Raw genomic sequence first — 18,801 nt, 5'->3', positions numbered from 1 at the left:
TCCGGAACCCGGGGTGGAATTCCAGGTGTTCGACGTCGCGTCCTTCGTGGCGGGTTTTCAGCCGCAATGTGTAGCGTGCCGGGCGGGCGGCGTTCCATTGCAGGGTGTCGGGGATGCGGGCCAGGAAGCGGAGCGTGTCTTCGCGGCGCATGTCGAGCGTCATGTCGTTGTGGCCGATGGCCGCCGTGGTTCCGTCCGGCGCGAGCAACTCGTAGTAGATGCGCGAGGTGCGCGGGTTGAGGGCCGCCGTCTTGACTACGATGCCCACTTCGGCCGTCAGAAAATCGTCCGTGGCCCGGGCGCGGCTGTTCTTGACCAGCACGTCGCGGACGTACATCGTCGGCGGGCTCATGAGCCACGCATCGCCCAGCGTCGGCGCAGGCGATTCCTGCCAGCTTTCGAGCGCCGCCGTGGCCGAGGGTTGCAGCAGTTCGATTTCGAGCGTGTTGGCCCCTTCGTGCACCAGCCGCGTGAGGTTGTATTCGGCGGGTGCGCTGCCGTTGCTGTTGCGGGCCGCCGCCCGTCCGTTGACCCGCACCTCGTAGTCGCCCGAGGCGTGGTCCACATGCAGCAGCACTTGGCGGTTGGCCCATGCGAACGGAACGGTGAAGCGGGCCGTGAAGCGGCCGCCCTCGCGGTTCCAGCCGTCGAGCCGTGTGAAATAGCGGTTGTTCCGGCCCGCGGCCGCCGCAGCTTCTTCGCGCGTCGGGCAGGGCGCCACATGTCCGCGCGGCAGTTCGAGCCCCTGCGAGGGGGTGTATTCCTGTGCGCCGAGCGTGCCGCAGAGGGCCAGCGCCATCCATGTCGAAAGCATCTTTCGCATAATCGTCGTCTCTTGTCCCGGGCCGTCGGCCGGGAGGTTTTCGCTACGAAGGTAGTATATATTCGGTGAAAATCGAAAGGTCGGGGCCGAAAAGTGCGTTTCGCAGGCGGACGAAATTCCGTGCCGCATGTGCATTATTCGTCAAATAATCGCTATCTTGCGCATGCAAAAAAGCGCTTTCATGAATTCTTCCGCCCCCGGAAACCCCGGCATGCCGCATCTGAATTTCCCGCCCGTCCGTCTGCGGGCGCGGCGCCGCGGCGATGCGGTCGAGATTTGGGACGGCCTGCGGGGCATCTATCTGGTGCTCACGCCCGAGGAGTGGGTGCGGCAGCATCTGATCGCCTACCTCGTCTCGGCGTGCGGCGTGTTGGCCAAGCGTATCGTCGAGGAGCATGCCGTGGCGCTCAACGGGCAGCCCCAGCGGGCCGACGTCGTCGTCGTGGGCGACCACGGTGAGCCGCTTCTGCTCGCCGAGTGCAAGGCGCCCGACGTGCCGATTACCGAGCGGACGCTGGCGCAGGCCATGCGCTACAATTCGGTGCTCGGTGCGCGGTGGATTGTCCTCACCAACGGGCTGCGCCACTTCTGCTGGGAACACCGCGACGGGCGCTACGTTCAGCTGCCGGGTTTTCCCGATCTGTCCGTGGATTTATAGATTCTTGAAATTGGTGTCTATGTAGTGCTGGAACGTCTCCTTGTAGTTCTCGCCGATGGGCACGTACTCCGTGTCGCTCAGAAAGATACGCCCCTTTACGTAGGATTTGATGCACCGCAGGTTGACGATGTAGGAGCGGTGCACGCGCATGAATTGGTCGGCGGGCAGCGCCGTCTCCATGTTCTTGAGCCGGAACAGCGTGGTGATGGCCGTGCCGTCGGCGAGGTGCATCCGCACGTATTCGCCCTCGCTTTCGAGGTAGACGATGTCGGCGATGCGCACCAGCGACACTTTGTAGTCGGCTTTCACCGATATGTATTCCTTGTCCTTGGGTTCCGCTTCGGGCGTCGGCTCCGGTGCGGCTTCGCGTTGGTTGCGCCGCAGTTCGTGGAGCGAATTGGCCTTGGCCGCGGCCCGGCTGAATTCGGAGAAGCCGAACGGCTTGAGCAGGTAGTCTACGGCGTCGAGCTTGAATCCGTCGATGGCATATTCCGAGTAGGCCGTGGTGAAGATGACCATCGGCCGTTCGGTGAGCGAGCGGACGAACTCCACGCCGTTGAGGTCGGGCATGTTGATGTCCACGAAAATCAGGTCGACGGGCTGTGCGGCCAGCAGCTGCTGGGCTTCGAGGGCGTTGTTGCACGAGGCAGCCAAGTGCAAATAGGGCAGCTTGGCTATGTAGGCCGCAATCTGGCGCAGGGCCAGCGGCTCGTCGTCGATGGCGATACATTTAAGCATGGAGAGCAGGGATTACGAGTTTGACGGTGTAGGTGTCGGGTTCTTCGCGGATGTCGAGCGTGTAGCCCTTGCGGCCGTAAATCAGGTCGAGACGCTTGTGGACGTTTTCCAGCCCGATTCCGGCCTTGTGGCGCACGTCGCGGGCGGAGTGGCGGCTGTTGGCGATGGTCGCCAGCACCTTGTCGTCGTCGTAGCCCACCCGCAGGTGGATGAACGACGGGCGGTTGTAGCTCACTCCGTGCTTGAACGCGTTTTCCACGAAGACGATCAGCAGCAGCGGCGGAATCGACACCTGCGCCGAGAGGTCGCGCGGATATTCGACCCGGATGTCGATGGCGTCGGTGTAGCGTATGCGCATCAGTTCGATGTAGTTCATCAGAAACTGCATGTCGTGTTCGAGCGAGATGCGTTCGCGGCCCGAATCGTAGAGCACGTAGCGCATCATTTTGGAGAGTTCGATGACGGCGTTCTTGGCGCATTCGGGGTCTATGTCGATCAGCGCATGGATGTTGTTGAGCGTGTTCATGAAGAAGTGTGGGTTGATCTGGTACTTCAGATAGTCCATTTCGGCCTGCAGGTTCTGCTGCTTGAGCGCTTCCATGTGCTGTTCGTCGCGAATCGACTGGTACATCAGCTTGATGGCCGAGTTGGCGCCGTTCATGAAGAGGGCCAGCACCACGTTCCAGTACATTTTCAGATTCGAGAACGACACGCCGTGGAGTTCGTTCTCGGGCAGAAGCGCGGCTTCGGGCAGGTCGGTGAAGAAGTAGACCGGGGTGAAGATGCCCAGTATCAGCAGGAGGTTGCCCGCAATGTATTTCCAGTATTTGTGGCGCAGCATGTAGCGCGGTGCCAGTATCGTGTTGTGCACGAAGAAGATGAGCAGATAGGGCGAAATCTGGCGCCAGGCTATCAGCACGTTCTCGAAACTGACGTGCAGTTCGGCCATCATCAGCGAGTTGAGGACCGGCACCAGGATGATGGCCGACCACACCATCAGATAGAGCAGGTTTTCGCCGATGGCTTGTTTCTTCTGTATTTTCATGTCGTAAAGGTAGCAAAAAAGTTGGGCTTGCCGCCGGGTCAGTTTTTCAGACAGCCTATCGGTACGACCAATACACCGTCGTCGCGTCGGTAGGCGAATTCTCCGCCAGTCAGTACCATCAGGAACGAGGGTTCGCCCATCTTTTCGGTGTTCACTCGCTGGGCAAGCGCCAGCAGATGTCCTGCGGCTTCTTCGATCTGGCGGTTGCCCAGTTTCACTTCCACCGCCGCCCAACGGCCGTCGTGGAGATGGATAACCATATCGGCTTCTAATCCCGTCTTGTCCCGATAGTGGAATACTTCACCATCGTTGGCCTGTGCGTAAATCCGAATATCACGGGCGCACAGCGATTCAAACAGAAATCCGAACGTCTCGAAATCTTCGAGCAGTTCTGCGGGCGAGGTGCGCATGACCGCCGTCGCTATCGATGGGTCTACGAAATGGCGTTTCTGCGCGGTCCGAATGGCGGTTTTCGAGCGCAGCGAGGGTTGCCATGCGGGCATGTCTTCCACTACGAATATCCGGCGCAGGGCGTTGAGATAGCCCGCAAGCGTTTTTTCCGAAATCGTCATGTCGTTGGCTTCCACATCGGCTTTGATGGTCTGAGCCGTGGCCATCGTCGCTACGTTGCGGGCCAGCGAGCGCAGCAGCATGCGCACCCGTTCGGGGTTCTTTTCTATGCCGTCGACCCGTTGCACATCCATGTTGATGACCCCTTCCACATAGTTGGTCGCCATGCGCAGGGCCGCAGGGCCGCCGGTCTTCACTGCGGCTGGCCAGCCGCCGCGGCAGATGGCTTGGACAATGTTTTCGATGGTCAGTTCGCTCATGCTTTCGATTTCCGTATGGCCGTCGAAAAGTTCTTTCAGCGATACCGAGCCGTTTGACTCCAGCGATTCGTACAGGCTCATCGGGCGCATCAACATGCGGGATATTCGTCCCGTGCCCGTGTGGGCCGTCGCTCCGTCGGTCGGTACGGCCGAGCCTGTCAGTAGGAATTGGCCTATTTCGTCGCGCCGGTCTACCTCGAAGCGTACGGCATCCCATAGTACAGGGGCCATCTGCCATTCGTCGATCAGCCGCGGTGTCGCGCCTTTCAGCAACAGCGAGGGTTTTGTGTCGGCTATGTTGCGATATGTGCCTGCTTTGTCGGGGTCCTGCATGTACAGAACGCTTCGGGCCGCGCGGTGGGCCGTGCTGGTCTTACCGCACCACTTCGCGCCTTCGATCAGTACGGCGCCTGCCGCGCTGAGTTCGCGTTGCAGTACGTTGTCCGATATGCGGTGCAGATAGTTCGTTTGTTTCATCTTGCGTCTTTTCGTTGCCATGGGCAGCGGGGCATTGGAGCGCTGCCGTTGCAGCTCCTTCTGCCTTGGTTTTCTGTGGCAAATATAGCTATTATTTTCTCTCCAGCAAATATGATTCCCGATTTTGGCGTGATTTAATTCCTCGTTTTGGCTTATATTCATTCCCTGTTTTGGCGCACTTTTATTCCCTATCTTGGCATTTTTATGGTGCAAAGTCCATGTCCAGCACAAAAATCCCCCGCTGCAACCGGCCGCAACGGGGGAAGATTCAAAATCGGGGGCCGCTATTTTCCTCGCACCGAAGTGGTGTACAGGTAGCGTTTGATGCTTCGCTTCGGCGTTTTCTCGAATTCGGTGGGGTAGAGCACGATTTCCGCCACCCGTTCGTAGGCCGCCAGCTGGGCGTTCAGTTCCTCCAGGTTGTTCTGCATGATGCCCGGCAGGTCGTTTTTGTCCACGCCCTCGTTCTCGGCCTGTTCGTAGTCGGGCACCACCAGCGCCCGCAGACGGCCGCCGCCCACGTCGATGACCAGCGATTCGAGCACCATGTACATGTTGTTCAGCTTGTCTTCGATTTCTTCCGGGTAGATGTTCTGCCCGCTGCCCGACAGAATCATCGTCTTCGAGCGGCCGCGGATGTAAAGCGTGCCGTCGGGGTCCATCGTGCCCATGTCGCCCGTGTGGAGCCAGCCCTCGGCGTCGAGTACCTTCTGCGTGTCCGCTTCGTTTTTGTAGTAACCCTGCATGACGTGTTCGCCGCGTACCAGGATTTCACCCGCCGTGCGTTCCGGATCGGGCGATTCGATTTTCACTTCCAGCAGGTTCTTCAGATAGGTGCCGCACGAGCCCGCCTTGAATTCGTTGTCCGGGGCGAAGCTGATAAGCGGCGCGCATTCGGTCATGCCGTAGCCGATGGTTATCGGGAAGCGGATTCTCATCAGGAACGCTTCGGTCTCCTGGTTCATCGGCGCGCCGCCCACGATGAATATCGATACGTTGCCGCCGAAAGCGTCCATCAGTTTCTTGCGGATGACCGAGTAGATGGCCGCGTTGACCAGCGGTATCTTCACCGCCAGGCTCATCGGACCTTTTTCGAGCAGCGGCAGGACTTGCTTGCGGTATACTTTTTCCAGAATCATCGGCACGCAGCAGATGATCGTGGGCCGTACTACCGACATCGCTTCGATGAGTATCTTCGGTGAGGGAATGCGTCCCAGCAGCGTGATGTGGCCTCCTACGGCCAGCGGGGCCAGAAAGTCGAACGCACAGCCGTAGGCGTGGGCCAGCGGCAGGAACGAGAGGGTCCGGCCGCCTTTCTGAAAGTAGCGCTGTCCCGTCTGGGTGTTGACCGCTTCCTTGGCGAACAGCACGTTGCCCGTCAGGTTGTTCACCGTCAGCATCACCCCTTTCGAGTAGCCCGTCGTGCCCGAGGTGTAGTTCAGCAGAATCACCCGGTCGTTGGGGATTTCCGGGTATTTGATGTCGTTGATGTTGAAGCCCCGCGGGTATTTGGCCCGGTAGTTCTTGACGATGTCGCGCTGGAATTTCGTCAGCGACTTGCCGTCGCGTTCGTAGACCGCCTGGAAGTCCGTCAGCGAGAAGACCGCTTCGATCTGGCGGATCTGTTCTTCTTCGATGACGTCCCAGAAGTTGTCGCTCAAGAAAAGCAGGCGGCTCTCCGAGTGGTTGATGATGTGGATGATGTCGTTGGGCGTGAAGTCTTGCAGAATGGGTACGATGACCGCTCCGTAGGTGATAGTGCCGATGTAGGTGATGCACCAGCGGGGGTTGTTGCGGCCTATGAGCGCTATCTTGTCGCCTTGCCTGATGCCGGCTTTCTTGAACAGCAGGTGGAGCTTGGCTATCTCCTTGGCCATTTCGTAGTACGAGAACTCCTCGTCCTTGAAATAGTCGGTCAGCGCCGGCATCTCGCGGTTTTCGCGGAAGCTCGCTTCGTAGATTTTCAGTAGGTTTTCCTGTAACATAGCGTGGAGTTCTTGTGCGCAAAAACCGGACCGGACGGAGCATCGCCCCTTGCCCGGCGGGGCATGCACCGGGCTATTCCCGGGGTGTTGCGCCGTCGTTTTTCGGTGGCGTCGGGCCGTCGGTGCGGGTGCGGCGGGTTTTCCAGATGTGGATTTTCGATTCGGTCCCCTCGCGCAGCCGTTTGATGTTCTTGCGGTGGGTCACCAGCAGCAGTATCGCAATGATGAACGAGAAGACGACAAAGGCTTTCGAGCCGTTGACCTTGGGCGAGATAAGGGTGAAGACCGGGAAGCAGCAACCCGCAATCATCGACGAGAGCGATACGTAGTGCGAAATCATCAGCACCACGATCCAGACGCCGAAGCAGAGCAGTGCGGCCGGGGGGTAGATGCCCGTCACGGCGCCCACCAGCGTCGCCACGCCCTTGCCGCCGCGGAATCCCGCGAAGATGGGGAATATGTGGCCCAGCACGGCCGCCACCACGGCGCCGATTTTCAGATTGATGATGTCGTTGTGGCCGATCAGATCGTCGTATTGCATCAGTTCGATGACGGTCACCGCGACGAATCCTTTCAGAAAGTCGAGCGCAAAGACGGGGGCTGCGGCACGGCGGCCCAGCACGCGCAGCATGTTGGTCGTCCCGGCGTTCTTGCTGCCGTGTTCGCGGATGTCGATGCCGTAGTATTTCTTGCCGATCCACACGGCGCTCGGTATCGAGCCCAGCAGATAGGCAAGCACAATCATCGTCGTAGCGGTATAAATCGTAAGTATCATAGTCCGGTTCGGTATGGTTCGTTATGCAAATATAATTAAAATTTCCATATTCGGACTTCCCGGTGCGAAAATCGGACCGCCGCAACTGCGTTTTTCATGCCCCGCCCCTCTGTCATTCCGAGGAGCCGCAGGCGACGAAGAATCTGTTACTCGGCGTACATATGTTTCGCTGCGCTCAACATGACAAATGCCTATTATTAATTATTCTCTATATTCATCTGAGTACAGAGACTGCTTGCAGGCTATGCCATGCAAGGAGAAGGGAAACAAGCGTAGTGCAGTTAAGAATCTGTTTCACAGCATCGTCATTGCGAGGAGCGCAGCGACGCAGCAATCTGAACAAAACCCTGCCCCTCCCCATCCCCGTCATTCTGAACGGAGTAAAGAATCTATTTCTACGCTAAACCTTTACGAACAACTCGCAAGTCTCTTTTTTCTTGTACTTTCTTGTGCAAGAAAGTACCAAAGAGCTTTTGCACGGTGAAAATGGCGGCATCCGTCTTCGGTCGTTCGCTGAGCGGGCACGGAAGACTTACGCTGTTCCGAACACCCGCTCCGGGCGCTCGCTCCCTCGACGGACGAAACCCCGCCATTTCCACGAGTGCGGGATTTCGCAAGAATCATTCGCGGGCCCGGCTGGGGCGCCGCGCAACGTATCGTCCTGACATTTTGAGCCCCTCTCCTCTTTCTTTTCTCAGAAAGGCCTCTTGTTTTTCAATTTTTCCGAAGATGAATCTTCGGTTTAGGCAGGCTGCGCCTCGACAATGCTCAAATAAATTTGGCATTGTTCTCGGCTTGCACTTTACCTGCGCTTCGCTTGGTTTAGGTAGGCTGCGCCTCGGGAAAATGCAAACTCCGTTTGCTTTTCCGCTCGGCTTGCACTACTTTGCGAGAGATGAACTCTCGCTTAGGTAGGCTGCGCCTCGACAATGCTCAAATAAATTTGGCATTGTTCTCGGCTTGCACTTTACCTGCGCTTCGCTTGGTTTAGGTAGGCTGCGCCTCGGGAAAATGCAAACTCCGTTTGCTTTTCCGCTCGGCTTGCACTACCTTTGCATTCCTAAACTTTTGTTGCTATGGATGCCAAGTCTTTGCTTGAGCCGATGCGCTCGTGGGCGTGGTGGCGCACGTGGGTCCTTATTTTGCTGGGCTGTTCGATCATGGGCGCGGGCTTCGTCCTCTTCATCAATCCCTACAACTTCGTTCCCGGCGGCGTCTATGGCATGGGCATCGTCTTGCACAATATCTTCCCCTCGGTCCAGGTCGGTACGTTCGGTTACATGTTCGACGTGCCTCTCATGCTGACGGCTCTGTGGATTTTCGGCGGCCATTTCGGTACACGTACCGTCGTGGCCGCGTTCTATACGCCCGGTTTCATGAACATCCTCACCCGGTTGGTCTATCCCGACCAGGCGGCTGTCGAGTCGCTCGATCCCGCGCTGCTTCTGAACGGCCATCTCGACCTCTCCAACGACCTGTTGCTCACCTGCATCATGGGTGCCGTCTGGGTCGGTATCGGGCAGGGGCTCGTCGTGCGGCAGCAGGCTACGACCGGGGGTACCGACATCGTAGGCATGCTGTTGCAGAAGTTCTGCGGCATCAAGTTCTCCACGGGTATCTTCCTCGCCGACGGGTTCGTCGTCATCTCGGGTTTGGCCGTCATCGGTTTCGGGCTCGGTACGGGCGAGGCGTCGTCCAACGGGTGGATGCTCACGCTCTATTCGCTGCTGATGATCTACGCTTCGTCGCGCGTGGTCGCCTACATGCTCGACGGCGCATCCTACGACAAGCTGCTCTTCATCATCAGCGACCACCACGACCCGCTCAAGAAGTTCATCATCGAGGAGCTGGACCGCAGTGCTACCTATATCAAGTCCAAGGGCATGTACACCGATACCGTCCGCGACATGATTTTCCTGGTCGTCAGCCGGAAGGAGGTGCGGCAGGTCCAGCACAAAATCAAGGAGATCGACCCGCGGGCTTTCGTCGTCGTCACCGACGCCTACGAGACTTTCGGCGAGGGTTTCAAGCAGTTCCCCGAGAAGAACGAGATACAGGCCGAATAGCGCGGCTGCGTGTCATTCTGTAGCGAAGCGAAGAATCTGTTAAAATGTTTAATCCTCCTTTCACCTTTCATTTTTCACTTTGAACCTTAGTGTAAATACCTTGCGTCCCCTCGCGGGTGCCGGGCGCAGGCTCTACGTCGAGACCTACGGCTGCCAGATGAACGTCGGCGATTCGGAAATCGTCGTCTCCATCATGCAGCAGGAGGGTTTCGTCCATACCGAGGTGCCCGACGAGGCCGATGTCGTGCTCATCAATACCTGTTCCATCCGCGACAACGCCGAGCAGCGTATCTGGGGGCGTCTGGCCGAAATGCGGCGTTTGCGCAAGGCCAGGCCGTCGCTTATAGTCGGCGTCATCGGGTGCATGGCCGAGCGGCTCAAGGAGAAGCTCACCGAGGGCCCTTCGGGCGTCGACATCGTCGCCGGGCCCGACGCTTACCGCGATTTGCCGCGTTTGGTCCGCGAGGCCGAGGCGGGCGGCAAGGGGATCAACGTGCTGCTTTCTTCCGAGGAGACTTACGCCGAAATCGCCCCCGTGCGGCTCGACAAGAACGGCGTCAGCGCGTTCGTTTCCATCATGCGCGGGTGCAACAATTTCTGTTCCTACTGCGTCGTGCCTTATACCCGCGGCCGGGAGCGGAGCCGCGACCCCGAGACCATCCTCGCCGAGGTCCGGACCCTTTTCGACAACGGTTACCGCGAGGTCACGCTCCTCGGGCAGAACGTCAATTCCTATCGCGCCGGGGAGGTCGACTTCCCCGAGCTCGTGCGGCGCACGGCGTTGGTTTCGCCCCTGCTGCGCGTCCGGTTCGCCACGTCGCATCCCAAGGATATGAGCGACCGTTTGCTCGAGGTCATGGCTTCGATGCCCAACGTCTGCCGTTCGATTCATCTGCCCGCCCAGTCGGGTGCCACGTCGATGCTCGAACGCATGAACCGCAAGTATTCGCGCGAGTGGTACCTCGGCCGCATCGCCGCTATCCGGCGCTACATGCCCGACTGCGGTATCACGACCGATTTGATTGCCGGTTTTTCCGGCGAGACCGAGGAGGAGCATGCCCGGACCCTTTCGCTCATGCGCGAGGTGGGCTACGACTTCGCCTTCATGTTCAAATATTCCGAGCGTCCCGGTACCTTCGCATCGAAGCATCTGCCCGACGACGTGCCCGACGACGTGAAGTCGCGGCGTTTGCAGGAAATCATCGCCTTGCAGAACGAGCTCGGCCGCCAAAGTTACCTCCGCGACGTGGGCAAGGAGTTCGAGGTGTTGGCCGAGGGCGTTTCCAAGCGCGACGCGGGCCAGCTTTCGGGCCGTACTTCGCAGAACAAAGTCGTTGTCTTCGACCGCGGTTCGCACAGCATCGGCGATTACGTCCGCGTGCGCATCACGGGGTGCACTTCGGCTACGCTGTTCGGCGAGGAAGTCGCCGGGGGCAATTAAAAATGAAAAATTAAGAGTTAAAAATTGTTCGCAGTCCGCTCTTTGCCCGACATGGCATTCATGCCGTCGTTCCGAGCGCAGCGAAGAATCTAAAATAAATAATAAAAGACATATGCGATTCGACGAACTCGACCTGGAGGATGAAATCCTCGACGGTCTCTACGATATGAATTTCAGCGAGATGACCCCCGTGCAGGAGCACACCATTCCGGTCATCCTCTCCGGGCGCGACATCATCGGCTGCGCCCAGACCGGTACGGGCAAGACCGCGGCCTACACCTTGCCGCTTCTGAACCGGCTGCTCATCGAGGGCAACCCCGACAACGTCATCAAGTCGGTCATCATCGTGCCCACGCGCGAGCTCGCGCAGCAGATCGACCAGCAGTTCCAGGGTTTCTCCTATTATCTGCCCGTCTCCACGACGGTCGTCTACGGCGGCGGCGACGGCAAGGGCTGGGACGTCCAGAAGCGGGGCATGCTCATGGGTTCCGACGTGGTCATCGCCACTCCGGGCCGGATGATTTCGCACCTTCAGAACAGCGGCATCGACCTTTCGCGCGTCGAGTGCCTGATTCTCGACGAGGCCGACCGCATGCTCGACATGGGTTTCAGCGACGACATCATGAAAATCGTCTCCTACATGCCCAAGGAGCGGCAGACCATCATGTTCTCGGCCACCTTGCCCCCGAAAATCCGCGAGCTGGCCAAGACCATCCTGCGCAATCCCGCCGAGGTCAACATCGCTATTTCCAAGCCCAACGAGGCCATCGACCAGTCGGCCTACGTTTGCTACGAAAGCCAGAAGCTCGGCATCATCCGCGAGCTTTTCGCGCAGCCCGCCGATTTCAAGACCATCATCTTCTCCTCGTCGAAGCTCAAGGTCAAGGAGCTGGCCCATACGCTCAAGCGCATGAAGCTCAACGTTGCCGCCATGCACTCCGATTTGGAGCAGGCCCAGCGCGAGGAGGTGATGCTCGCTTTCAAGAACAACAAAATCAATATCCTGGTCGCTACGGATATCGTCGCGCGCGGTATCGACATCGAGGACATCGGCCTGGTCATCAACTACGACGTGCCCCACGACCCCGAGGACTACATCCACCGTATCGGCCGCACCGCCCGTGCCGCCGCAACGGGCAGCGCCATTACGTTCGTCAGCGAGGACGAGCAGGGCAAGTTCCACCAGATTGAGAAGTTCATCGAGCGAGACATCCGCAAGGCCGACCTGCCCGAGTCGGTGGGCGAGGGGCCCAAGTACGCTCCCTCAGAGAACCGCGGGCGCGGCGGGCGTGGGCGTTCCGGTTCCGGACGCGGTGGCCGCGACCGGGGCGGGCGCAAGCGGAGCGGACAGAAGTCCGGCGGTTCCGCAGCTGCACAGTCTTCGGCCGAGCAGCCCGTCAATCCTGCTGCCGCCGCTCCTGCCGACAGCGACCACGCTTCGGGCCGCGGCGAGGGTAACCGCGGGTCGCGCGACCGCAAGCGGCGGCATCGCGGTGGGCGCAAACATCGGCGCCCCGTTCAGTCCCAGGAGGATTAAAACGTTTTAGCAGGCTGTTCCCGCCGTTCTCCGGGCGGTATGGCCGCTTTTTTGATAGTATGTCTCGGATAATAATGATAAGGATGAAAAAAATGTTATTTTGGCTGCTGGCGTTGGTTTCGGCAGCAGCGATGCAGGCTTGCGATGACCACGACGACGACCGTCACTTGCTTCCGCATCAGCTTCCGCAGGCCGTGACGGAGTTCATTGCGCAGCAATATCCCGGCTCCCGCATCATCGGGGGCGAGCGGGAGCGGAATCCGCTGTACGTGTTGGAGGTCGACATTGTCGACGGCACGGCTTTGCGCGAGGTGCGTTTCGACGCTGCGGACCGATGGGTGCAGACCAAGACCGAAATTCTGCTGAGCGAAGTTCCGCCCGTCGTGCTGGATGCCTTGCGCGCTTCGCAGTACGGGACTTGGCGGATCGACGAGGTCGACCATTATGCCAGTCCCGCGCGCGAGTGGTACAGGTTCGAGTTGGACGATCCGGTTTCGGGCCGGGAGGCGGAGGTCGATATGCTCCCCGACGGGACATTGATTTAGCCTTGCGGTTTTCGCTGTTGTGCGGCGGTCGGGATACGGCCGCCGCTTTTTTGCTGCGCGTTGTTAAAACGTTTTAGCAAGCCCCGGTTAAGTAATGCGCGGCGCCCGGCTTGTGCTTTAACCAGTCGGGTCCGCGAATGGCTCTTGCGAAATCCCGCACTCGTGGAAATGGCGGGGTTTCGCTCGTCGAGGGAGTGAGCGCCCGGAGCGGGTGTTCGGAACAGCGTAGTCTTCCGTGCCCACTCAGCGAACGAGTGAAGACGGATGCCGCCATTTTCACCGTGCAAAGGCTCTTTGGTACTTTCTTGCACAAGAAAGTACGAGAAAAGGAAAATGGAACTGCGAGTTGCTCGCAAAAGTTTCGGAGGGAAACAGATTCTTAACGGAGTGAAGAATGACCTTGTATTAGATTCTTCGTCGGTCTTGCGACCTCCTCAGAATGACAGGGAGAGGGCTCCTCAGAATGACAGAGGAAAGGCGCCACAGAATGACAGGAGCGGTGGATGGCGGAATGACAAGCGGTCCGAATGCAAGCCTTTCGCTATTGCTTGTGCTGTATGTCGCAGGCGCCGCAGTTGCCTGTGCATCCGTTTTGCGCGGGGTCCGGGGCGCAGTCGGCCGTGCCGTCGGCTTCGCGGGTCTCCTGGACGGCGCATTTGATGCCCAGGCGCTGCATGTTCTTGTTGGTCGAGATTTCCGAGTCGATATGGCGGCCCTTGAATATCAGCGTCAGCGACATTCCCGCCACGAAAAATCCCACGGCTCCTATCGCGCAAAGTACGACTATCGTCCACGTTGGCATAATATTGGATTTTTAGCTGCCGAAATTTTGGCTTTCGCCGACAAATGTATACATTTGTAAGATAAATTGCAAAATCGTGTCCGTTCGGAGCCTGCGGGGCTGCGGCGGGCCTGAATCCAAGCAGCGCCATGAAAATCGTGATAGCGGGTGCGGGCGAGATGGGCAGCCATCTGGCCCGGATGTTGAGCGGCCACGGCCACGACATCACCATCGTCGACAGCGACCAGAAGCTCCTCTCGGAGGTGGGCAGTCTGGCCGACGTCATCACCGTCGAGGGCGATTCCACCACCTTCGCTACCTTGCGCAGGGCTTCGGTGCGCCGCTGCGACCTCTTCATCGCCGTCAACCACGAGGAGAACGTCAACATCGTCGCCGCCATGCTCGCCAAGAAGCTCGGCGCCAAGAAGTCCATCGCCCGTATCGACAACAACGAGTATCTCGAACCCAACAACAAGGAGGTCTTCATCGACATGGGCATCGACTACCTCTTTTATCCCGAGAAGGTCGCCGCCCGCGAGGTCATCAACCTCCTGGGGCATACCTCCACTACCGAGTACGTCGATTTTTCGAGCGGCAAGCTCTCGCTCGTCGTCTTCCGGCTCGAGCCCGCTTCGCCGTTGGTCGGCACCGACCCCGGTGCCTCCGAGGAGGACGACGCGCCGTTGGGTTACCGGACCGTCGCCATTACGCGGTGCGGGCAGACCATCATCCCACGCAGCGGCGAGCAGCTCGCCGAAGGCGACGTCGTCTATATCATCGCGCGGCAGGACGCTGTGAGCGAGGTCATGGAGTTCTCGGGGCGTTCCAACGTCGAGATCAAGAACATGATGATTCTCGGCGGGTCGCGCATCGGCATACGGATTGCGACCGAATTGCAGAGCGAGGTCAACATCAAGTTGGTCGACTACAACGCCGACAAGGCTTACCGGTTGGCCGAGATGCTCGACAAGACGCTTATCATCAACGAGGACGGGCGCAACACCGAGGCCATGCTCGAAGAGGGGTTGGCCAACATGGACGCTTTCGTGGCCGTCACCGGACGCAGCGAGACCAACATCCTGGCCGCCATGCTCGCCCGGCAAATGGGGGTCAAGAAGGTGATCGCCGAGGTCGAGAACCTCAATTACATCAACCTCGCCGAGTCCATCGGCATCGACACCATCATCAACAAGAAGCTCGTCACGGCGTCCAATATCTTCCGGTTCACCATGTCGACCGACGTGCAGGCCATCAAGTGCCTGACGGGCAGCGACGCCGAGGTGCTGGAGTTCATCGTCAAGCCCAATTCGCCCGCTACCAAGGCGCGCATCCGCGATTGGGGGCTTCCCGAGGACGTCATCGTGGGCGGTATCGTGCGCGGCGACAAGGCGTTCATCGCCGTCGGCAACATGGAGGTCAATCCTTACGACCGCGTGGTGATTTTCGCCATGCCCGCGTCGGTGAGCAAGGTGGGTTATTTTTTCAATTAGCAAAGCAGCAGGGTTATGTCATTGCGCAGTACGATATGCAGGGCTTGGTTTTCGCAGCGGTTGAAAGCCATCGACCGTTTCCGGCGCCATCCCGCCGAGACCCAGGAGCGGATGTTCCGTCAGTTGGTGGACCGGGGGCTCGGTACGGCTTTCGGCAAGCGGTACGGCTTGTCGGCGGCCCGGACTCCCGCGCATTTCTGCGCCTTGGTTCCCGTGTTCGATTACGATTCGTTCAAGCCGTGGATCGAGCGCATGGTCGCGGGCGAGCGCAACGTCGCCGCTCCCGGCCGCGTCGGTCTCTTCGCCCGGTCGTCGGGGACCACGTCGGACCGCAGCAAGTATATCCCCGTCACGCGCGAGTCGCTTTGGTGGAACCATACGCTCGGCATGCGCGATCTGGCCGCGCTCGTCGCCGATGCCAATCCCCGCACCCGCATGTTCGACGGCAAGACCCTCACGTTGGGCGGGTCGTGCCGCCGCGAGGGGCGCAACCTCGTCGGCGACCTCTCGGCCTTGCTGATTCACGAGACGGCTTTCCTCAGCCGCGGGATCCGGGCTCCCAGGAGTTCTACGGCCATCATCTCCGATTTCGACCGCAAGGCCGAGGCTATCGCCCGCGAGTGTTCCGGGCAGCATATCGTGGCGTTCGCCGGCGTTCCGTCGTGGAATCTGGCGTTGATGCGCCGCGTGCTGGAGTTCACCGGCAAGAGCAACTTGCTGGAGGTGTGGCCCGATTTGGAGCTGTTCGCCCACGGGGGCGTCGAGTTCGCTCCCTACCGCCGTTCGTTCGAGGCGCTGATTCCTTCGCCCGGCATGCGTTACATGGAGACCTACAACGCTTCGGAGGGCTTCTTCGCGCTGGCCGACGACCCGCAGCGCGACGACATGCTGCTGATGCTCGATTACGGCACTTATTTCGAGTTCCGCGACGGACATACCGTCCTGCCGTTGGCAGGGGTTCGGCCGGGCCGCAGTTACGCCATGATCATCTCCTCCAACAACGGGCTGTGGCGCTACGAAATCGGCGACCGCGTGGAGTTCACGTCGACCGACCCTTACCGCATCCGTTTCGCCGGGCGTACGCGTCAGTACATCAATGTCTTCGGCGAGGAGCTCATAGTCGAAAACGCCGACCGTGCCCTGGCCGAAGCCTGCACCCGCACGGGGGCCGTCGTCACGGAGTACAGCGTGGCGCCGCTTTACATGTCGCTCAGCGAGCGGGGCGCCCACGAGTGGTTCGTCGAGTTCGGCCGGCAGCCCGACGACTTGGAGCGGTTCGCCGCGGCGCTCGACGAGGCCTTGCGCAGCGTCAATTCCGATTACGACGCCAAGCGGCAGACCACCCTGGAGCGTCAGCACCTGACGGTCGTGGCGCCGGGGACCTTCATGGGCTGGATGCAGTCCCGCGGCAAGAACAAGGTGCCGCGGCTGGTCAACGACCGCCGCGTGGCCGACGACCTGCTGAAGTTCGTGTCGGAAAGCGCGCAAGTTTGAACCCCGGCCATGAAAGGTTGCTGGAACGTGCCGACCTGAACGCCGCCGCATGATTTTGAATTTTTAATTCTTAATTTTTAATTAATGTATATTGCCATTGCCGGTAACATCGGAAGCGGAAAGACCACGCTGACCCAAATGCTGACCGAGCGCTATTGCGCCAAAGCCTATTACGAAGAGAGCGACAACCCCTACATCGGCGACTTCTACAACGACATGAACCGCTGGTCGTTCAACCTTCAGATTTCGTTCCTCGGGAGCCGTATCCAGCAGACCATGGAGATGCTCGGCGACAGCCGGAAGGGCATCATCTTCCAGGACAGGACCATCTACGAGGATGCCCACATCTTCGCCGACAACCTCCACGAAATGGGGCTCATGTCGTCGCGCGACATCGAGACCTACATGAAGATTTTCCGGCTCATCACAACGCTGATTCCGCGGCCCGACCTGCTGATTTACCTCCGGGCCGGCGTTCCGACGCTCATATCGCAGATTCGCAAGCGCGGGCGCGATTACGAGATGAATATCGACGAGGCTTACCTGCGGCGGCTCAACAACAAGTACAATCATTGGATCGATAATATCTACGAGGGCGACATGCTCGTCATCGACAAGGACCACGAGGATTTCGTTTCGGACGCCGCCGTGTTCGAGCGTATCTGCGCCCGCATCGACGCCCTCGGTGTGAAATAGCATGGAGCTTCCCGTCGCTTTCGCCGGGCGCGTCGTCCGCGACCTCGGCCCCGAAGAGGGGGCCGCGCTTTGTGCGGCGCTCGACGGCGTGCCGCCCGTGAGCGTCCGGCTTCATCCCGCCAAGTGCGGCGATGCCGGGGCTTTGCTGCGGCGTCTCGGAGCCTGCGGACAGGTGCCCTGGTGTGCCGATGGGCACTACCTGACCGAGCGGCCGCAGTTCACGTTCGACCCTGCGTTCCATGCCGGGGCTTATTACGTGCAGGAGGCTGCTTCGCAGTTCGTCGGGCGGTTGGTCGGCGACGTCGCCGGGCGGCGGGTGCTCGATCTTTGTGCGGCTCCCGGCGGCAAGACGACTTTGTACGCTTCGCTCGTGGGACCCGAGGGGCTGGTCGTCGCCAACGAGATAGACCGCCGCCGTGCTTCGGTCCTCGCCGACAACGTGCGCAAGTGGGGCACGGGCAACGTGGCGGTCACGGCCTGCGAGCCCAAGGCGTTGGGCGGGTTCGAGAACTGGTTCGACGCGGTGGCCGTCGACGCTCCGTGTTCGGGCGAGGGGATGTTCCGCAAGGACCCCGCTTCGCGCGGCGAGTGGAGCGAGGGCAATGTGCGGTTGTGCGCCGCGCGGCAGGATGCGATTCTGCGCGAAGCGTGGCGCGCACTGAAACCCGGCGGGAGGTTGATTTACAGCACCTGCACCTTCAACCGCGACGAGGACGAGGGAACGCTCGAACGGATGCTCGCATGGGCGGGCGACGAGGTGGCCGAAGCTGCCGTGCCCGAAGCCGGGGCGGAGTGGGGCATCGTCTGCGGGCAGGTCGGGGCGTTCCGGACCTATCGGTTTTTCCCGCACAGGGCCTGCGGCGAGGGCTTTTTCGCCGCCGTGGCCTGCAAGTCGCCGGACCTTGGTGGCCGGATGCGGAGCCCTAAGGGGCGCCGAACGCTTTTCGGGCAGGCCGACAAAGGGGCCGTGGCCGAATTGGGCCGTTGGGTGCGGGAGCCTGCCGCCATGCGTTTCGTGACGGTGGGCGATACGTTCTACGGCTGGCCTGCCGCGCAGGCCGAGGCCGTGCGGACCCTCTCCGAAGCGCTGCCCGTCATCTGCTCGGGCGTGGCGATGGGGCAGCTGTTCAAAGGGCGGCTCAAGCCCGACCCGGCGCTGGCCTTTTTCGTGGGTCTCGACCGCGCGGCGGTGCCTGTGGCGGAGTTCGGCCCCGACGAGACGCTAAGCTATCTGCGGCGGGCGGAGGTGCGGCCCGACGCGTTGGCCGAGGGGATGAATCTGGTGTGTGCCGAGGGGCGGGCCCTGGGCTTCGCCAAGCGCATAGGAGGCAGGGTGAACAATCTGTATCCCAATTCGTTGAGGATACTCAAACAATAGCGAACCGTCATTCTGAGGAGCAGAGCGACGAAGAATCTTTCA

The 18,801-nt window shown here is 60.1% G+C and carries 15 protein-coding genes and 1 pseudogene; 9 read left to right on the top strand and 7 right to left on the bottom strand.

What is annotated here, in order from left to right; all coding sequences use genetic code 11:
• Positions 1 to 823, bottom strand: a pseudogene (locus tag QVG21_RS07635) (glycoside hydrolase family 2 TIM barrel-domain containing protein); the annotation flags it as partial.
• 181 nt (positions 824 to 1,004) lie between these two features.
• Between QVG21_RS07635 and QVG21_RS07630 the strand changes: the two are divergent.
• A complete protein-coding gene (locus QVG21_RS07630; RefSeq protein WP_287923718.1) occupies positions 1,005 to 1,481 on the top strand; it encodes a type I restriction enzyme HsdR N-terminal domain-containing protein in 477 nt (158 codons plus the stop codon).
• Here the strand turns inward: QVG21_RS07630 and QVG21_RS07625 are convergent.
• From QVG21_RS07625 to plsY, 5 genes are all read right to left on the bottom strand, one after another.
• Positions 1,476 to 2,219: a LytR/AlgR family response regulator transcription factor gene (locus QVG21_RS07625; protein WP_287923715.1), complete on the bottom strand. Its 744-nt coding sequence runs from the start codon at positions 2,217 to 2,219 to the stop codon at positions 1,476 to 1,478. The genes QVG21_RS07630 and QVG21_RS07625 overlap by 6 nt on opposite strands.
• Positions 2,212 to 3,264 (bottom strand): sensor histidine kinase, encoded by a 1,053-nt coding sequence (locus tag QVG21_RS07620; RefSeq protein ID WP_251214638.1) that lies wholly within the window; start codon positions 3,262 to 3,264, stop codon positions 2,212 to 2,214. Before QVG21_RS07620 ends, QVG21_RS07625 begins: the two co-directional genes overlap by 8 nt.
• 38 nt (positions 3,265 to 3,302) lie before the next feature.
• Complete coding sequence (locus QVG21_RS07615) at positions 3,303 to 4,571, bottom strand: ATP-binding protein (protein WP_325362598.1); 1,269 nt, start codon at positions 4,569 to 4,571, stop codon at positions 3,303 to 3,305.
• Positions 4,572 to 4,855: 284 nt separating this feature from the next.
• Positions 4,856 to 6,556, bottom strand: coding sequence for an AMP-binding protein (locus QVG21_RS07610; protein ID WP_287923709.1), 1,701 nt, complete (start codon positions 6,554 to 6,556; stop codon positions 4,856 to 4,858).
• Between the two features lie 73 nt (positions 6,557 to 6,629).
• Positions 6,630 to 7,331 carry a glycerol-3-phosphate 1-O-acyltransferase PlsY gene (gene plsY, locus QVG21_RS07605; RefSeq protein WP_287923706.1) on the bottom strand — a complete coding sequence of 234 codons (702 nt, stop codon included), beginning with the start codon at positions 7,329 to 7,331 and terminating at the stop codon, positions 6,630 to 6,632.
• A gap of 1,076 nt (positions 7,332 to 8,407) precedes the next feature.
• On the opposite strand from plsY, the gene QVG21_RS07600 reads away from it, so the two are divergent.
• From QVG21_RS07600 to QVG21_RS07585, 4 genes are all read left to right on the top strand, one after another.
• Positions 8,408 to 9,397 (top strand): YitT family protein, encoded by a 990-nt coding sequence (locus QVG21_RS07600; protein ID WP_251214641.1) that lies wholly within the window; start codon positions 8,408 to 8,410, stop codon positions 9,395 to 9,397.
• A gap of 100 nt (positions 9,398 to 9,497) precedes the next feature.
• A complete protein-coding gene (gene miaB / locus QVG21_RS07595) occupies positions 9,498 to 10,838 on the top strand; it encodes a tRNA (N6-isopentenyl adenosine(37)-C2)-methylthiotransferase MiaB (RefSeq protein ID WP_287923704.1) in 1,341 nt (446 codons plus the stop codon).
• A gap of 112 nt (positions 10,839 to 10,950) precedes the next feature.
• Positions 10,951 to 12,375 carry a DEAD/DEAH box helicase gene (locus tag QVG21_RS07590; RefSeq protein WP_287923701.1) on the top strand — a complete coding sequence of 475 codons (1,425 nt, stop codon included), beginning with the start codon at positions 10,951 to 10,953 and terminating at the stop codon, positions 12,373 to 12,375.
• Positions 12,376 to 12,458: 83 nt separating this feature from the next.
• Complete coding sequence (locus QVG21_RS07585; protein ID WP_251214644.1) at positions 12,459 to 12,920, top strand: PepSY-like domain-containing protein; 462 nt, start codon at positions 12,459 to 12,461, stop codon at positions 12,918 to 12,920.
• Between the two features lie 541 nt (positions 12,921 to 13,461).
• Here the strand turns inward: QVG21_RS07585 and QVG21_RS07580 are convergent.
• A complete protein-coding gene (locus QVG21_RS07580) occupies positions 13,462 to 13,722 on the bottom strand; it encodes a hypothetical protein (protein ID WP_251214645.1) in 261 nt (86 codons plus the stop codon).
• 128 nt (positions 13,723 to 13,850) lie between these two features.
• On the opposite strand from QVG21_RS07580, the gene trkA reads away from it, so the two are divergent.
• The 4 genes from trkA (at position 13,851) to QVG21_RS07560 (ending at position 18,759) form a co-directional block, all read left to right on the top strand.
• Positions 13,851 to 15,191 carry a Trk system potassium transporter TrkA gene (trkA, locus tag QVG21_RS07575; protein WP_251214646.1) on the top strand — a complete coding sequence of 447 codons (1,341 nt, stop codon included), beginning with the start codon at positions 13,851 to 13,853 and terminating at the stop codon, positions 15,189 to 15,191.
• A gap of 15 nt (positions 15,192 to 15,206) precedes the next feature.
• Positions 15,207 to 16,685: a GH3 auxin-responsive promoter family protein gene (locus QVG21_RS07570; RefSeq protein ID WP_251214647.1), complete on the top strand. Its 1,479-nt coding sequence runs from the start codon at positions 15,207 to 15,209 to the stop codon at positions 16,683 to 16,685.
• Between the two features lie 84 nt (positions 16,686 to 16,769).
• Positions 16,770 to 17,381, top strand: coding sequence for a deoxynucleoside kinase (locus QVG21_RS07565; protein WP_251214648.1), 612 nt, complete (start codon positions 16,770 to 16,772; stop codon positions 17,379 to 17,381).
• A gap of 1 nt (position 17,382) precedes the next feature.
• Positions 17,383 to 18,759, top strand: coding sequence for a methyltransferase RsmF C-terminal domain-like protein (locus QVG21_RS07560; protein WP_287923695.1), 1,377 nt, complete (start codon positions 17,383 to 17,385; stop codon positions 18,757 to 18,759).
• Positions 18,760 to 18,801: the final 42 nt, after the last annotated feature.

Origin of the sequence: Alistipes sp. UBA6068 (genome assembly GCF_949428155.1) — a bacterium.
GTDB classification, from domain to species: Bacteria; Bacteroidota; Bacteroidia; order Bacteroidales; family Rikenellaceae; genus Alistipes; species Alistipes muris.
This window is presented reverse-complemented; position numbering and strand designations above follow the sequence as displayed.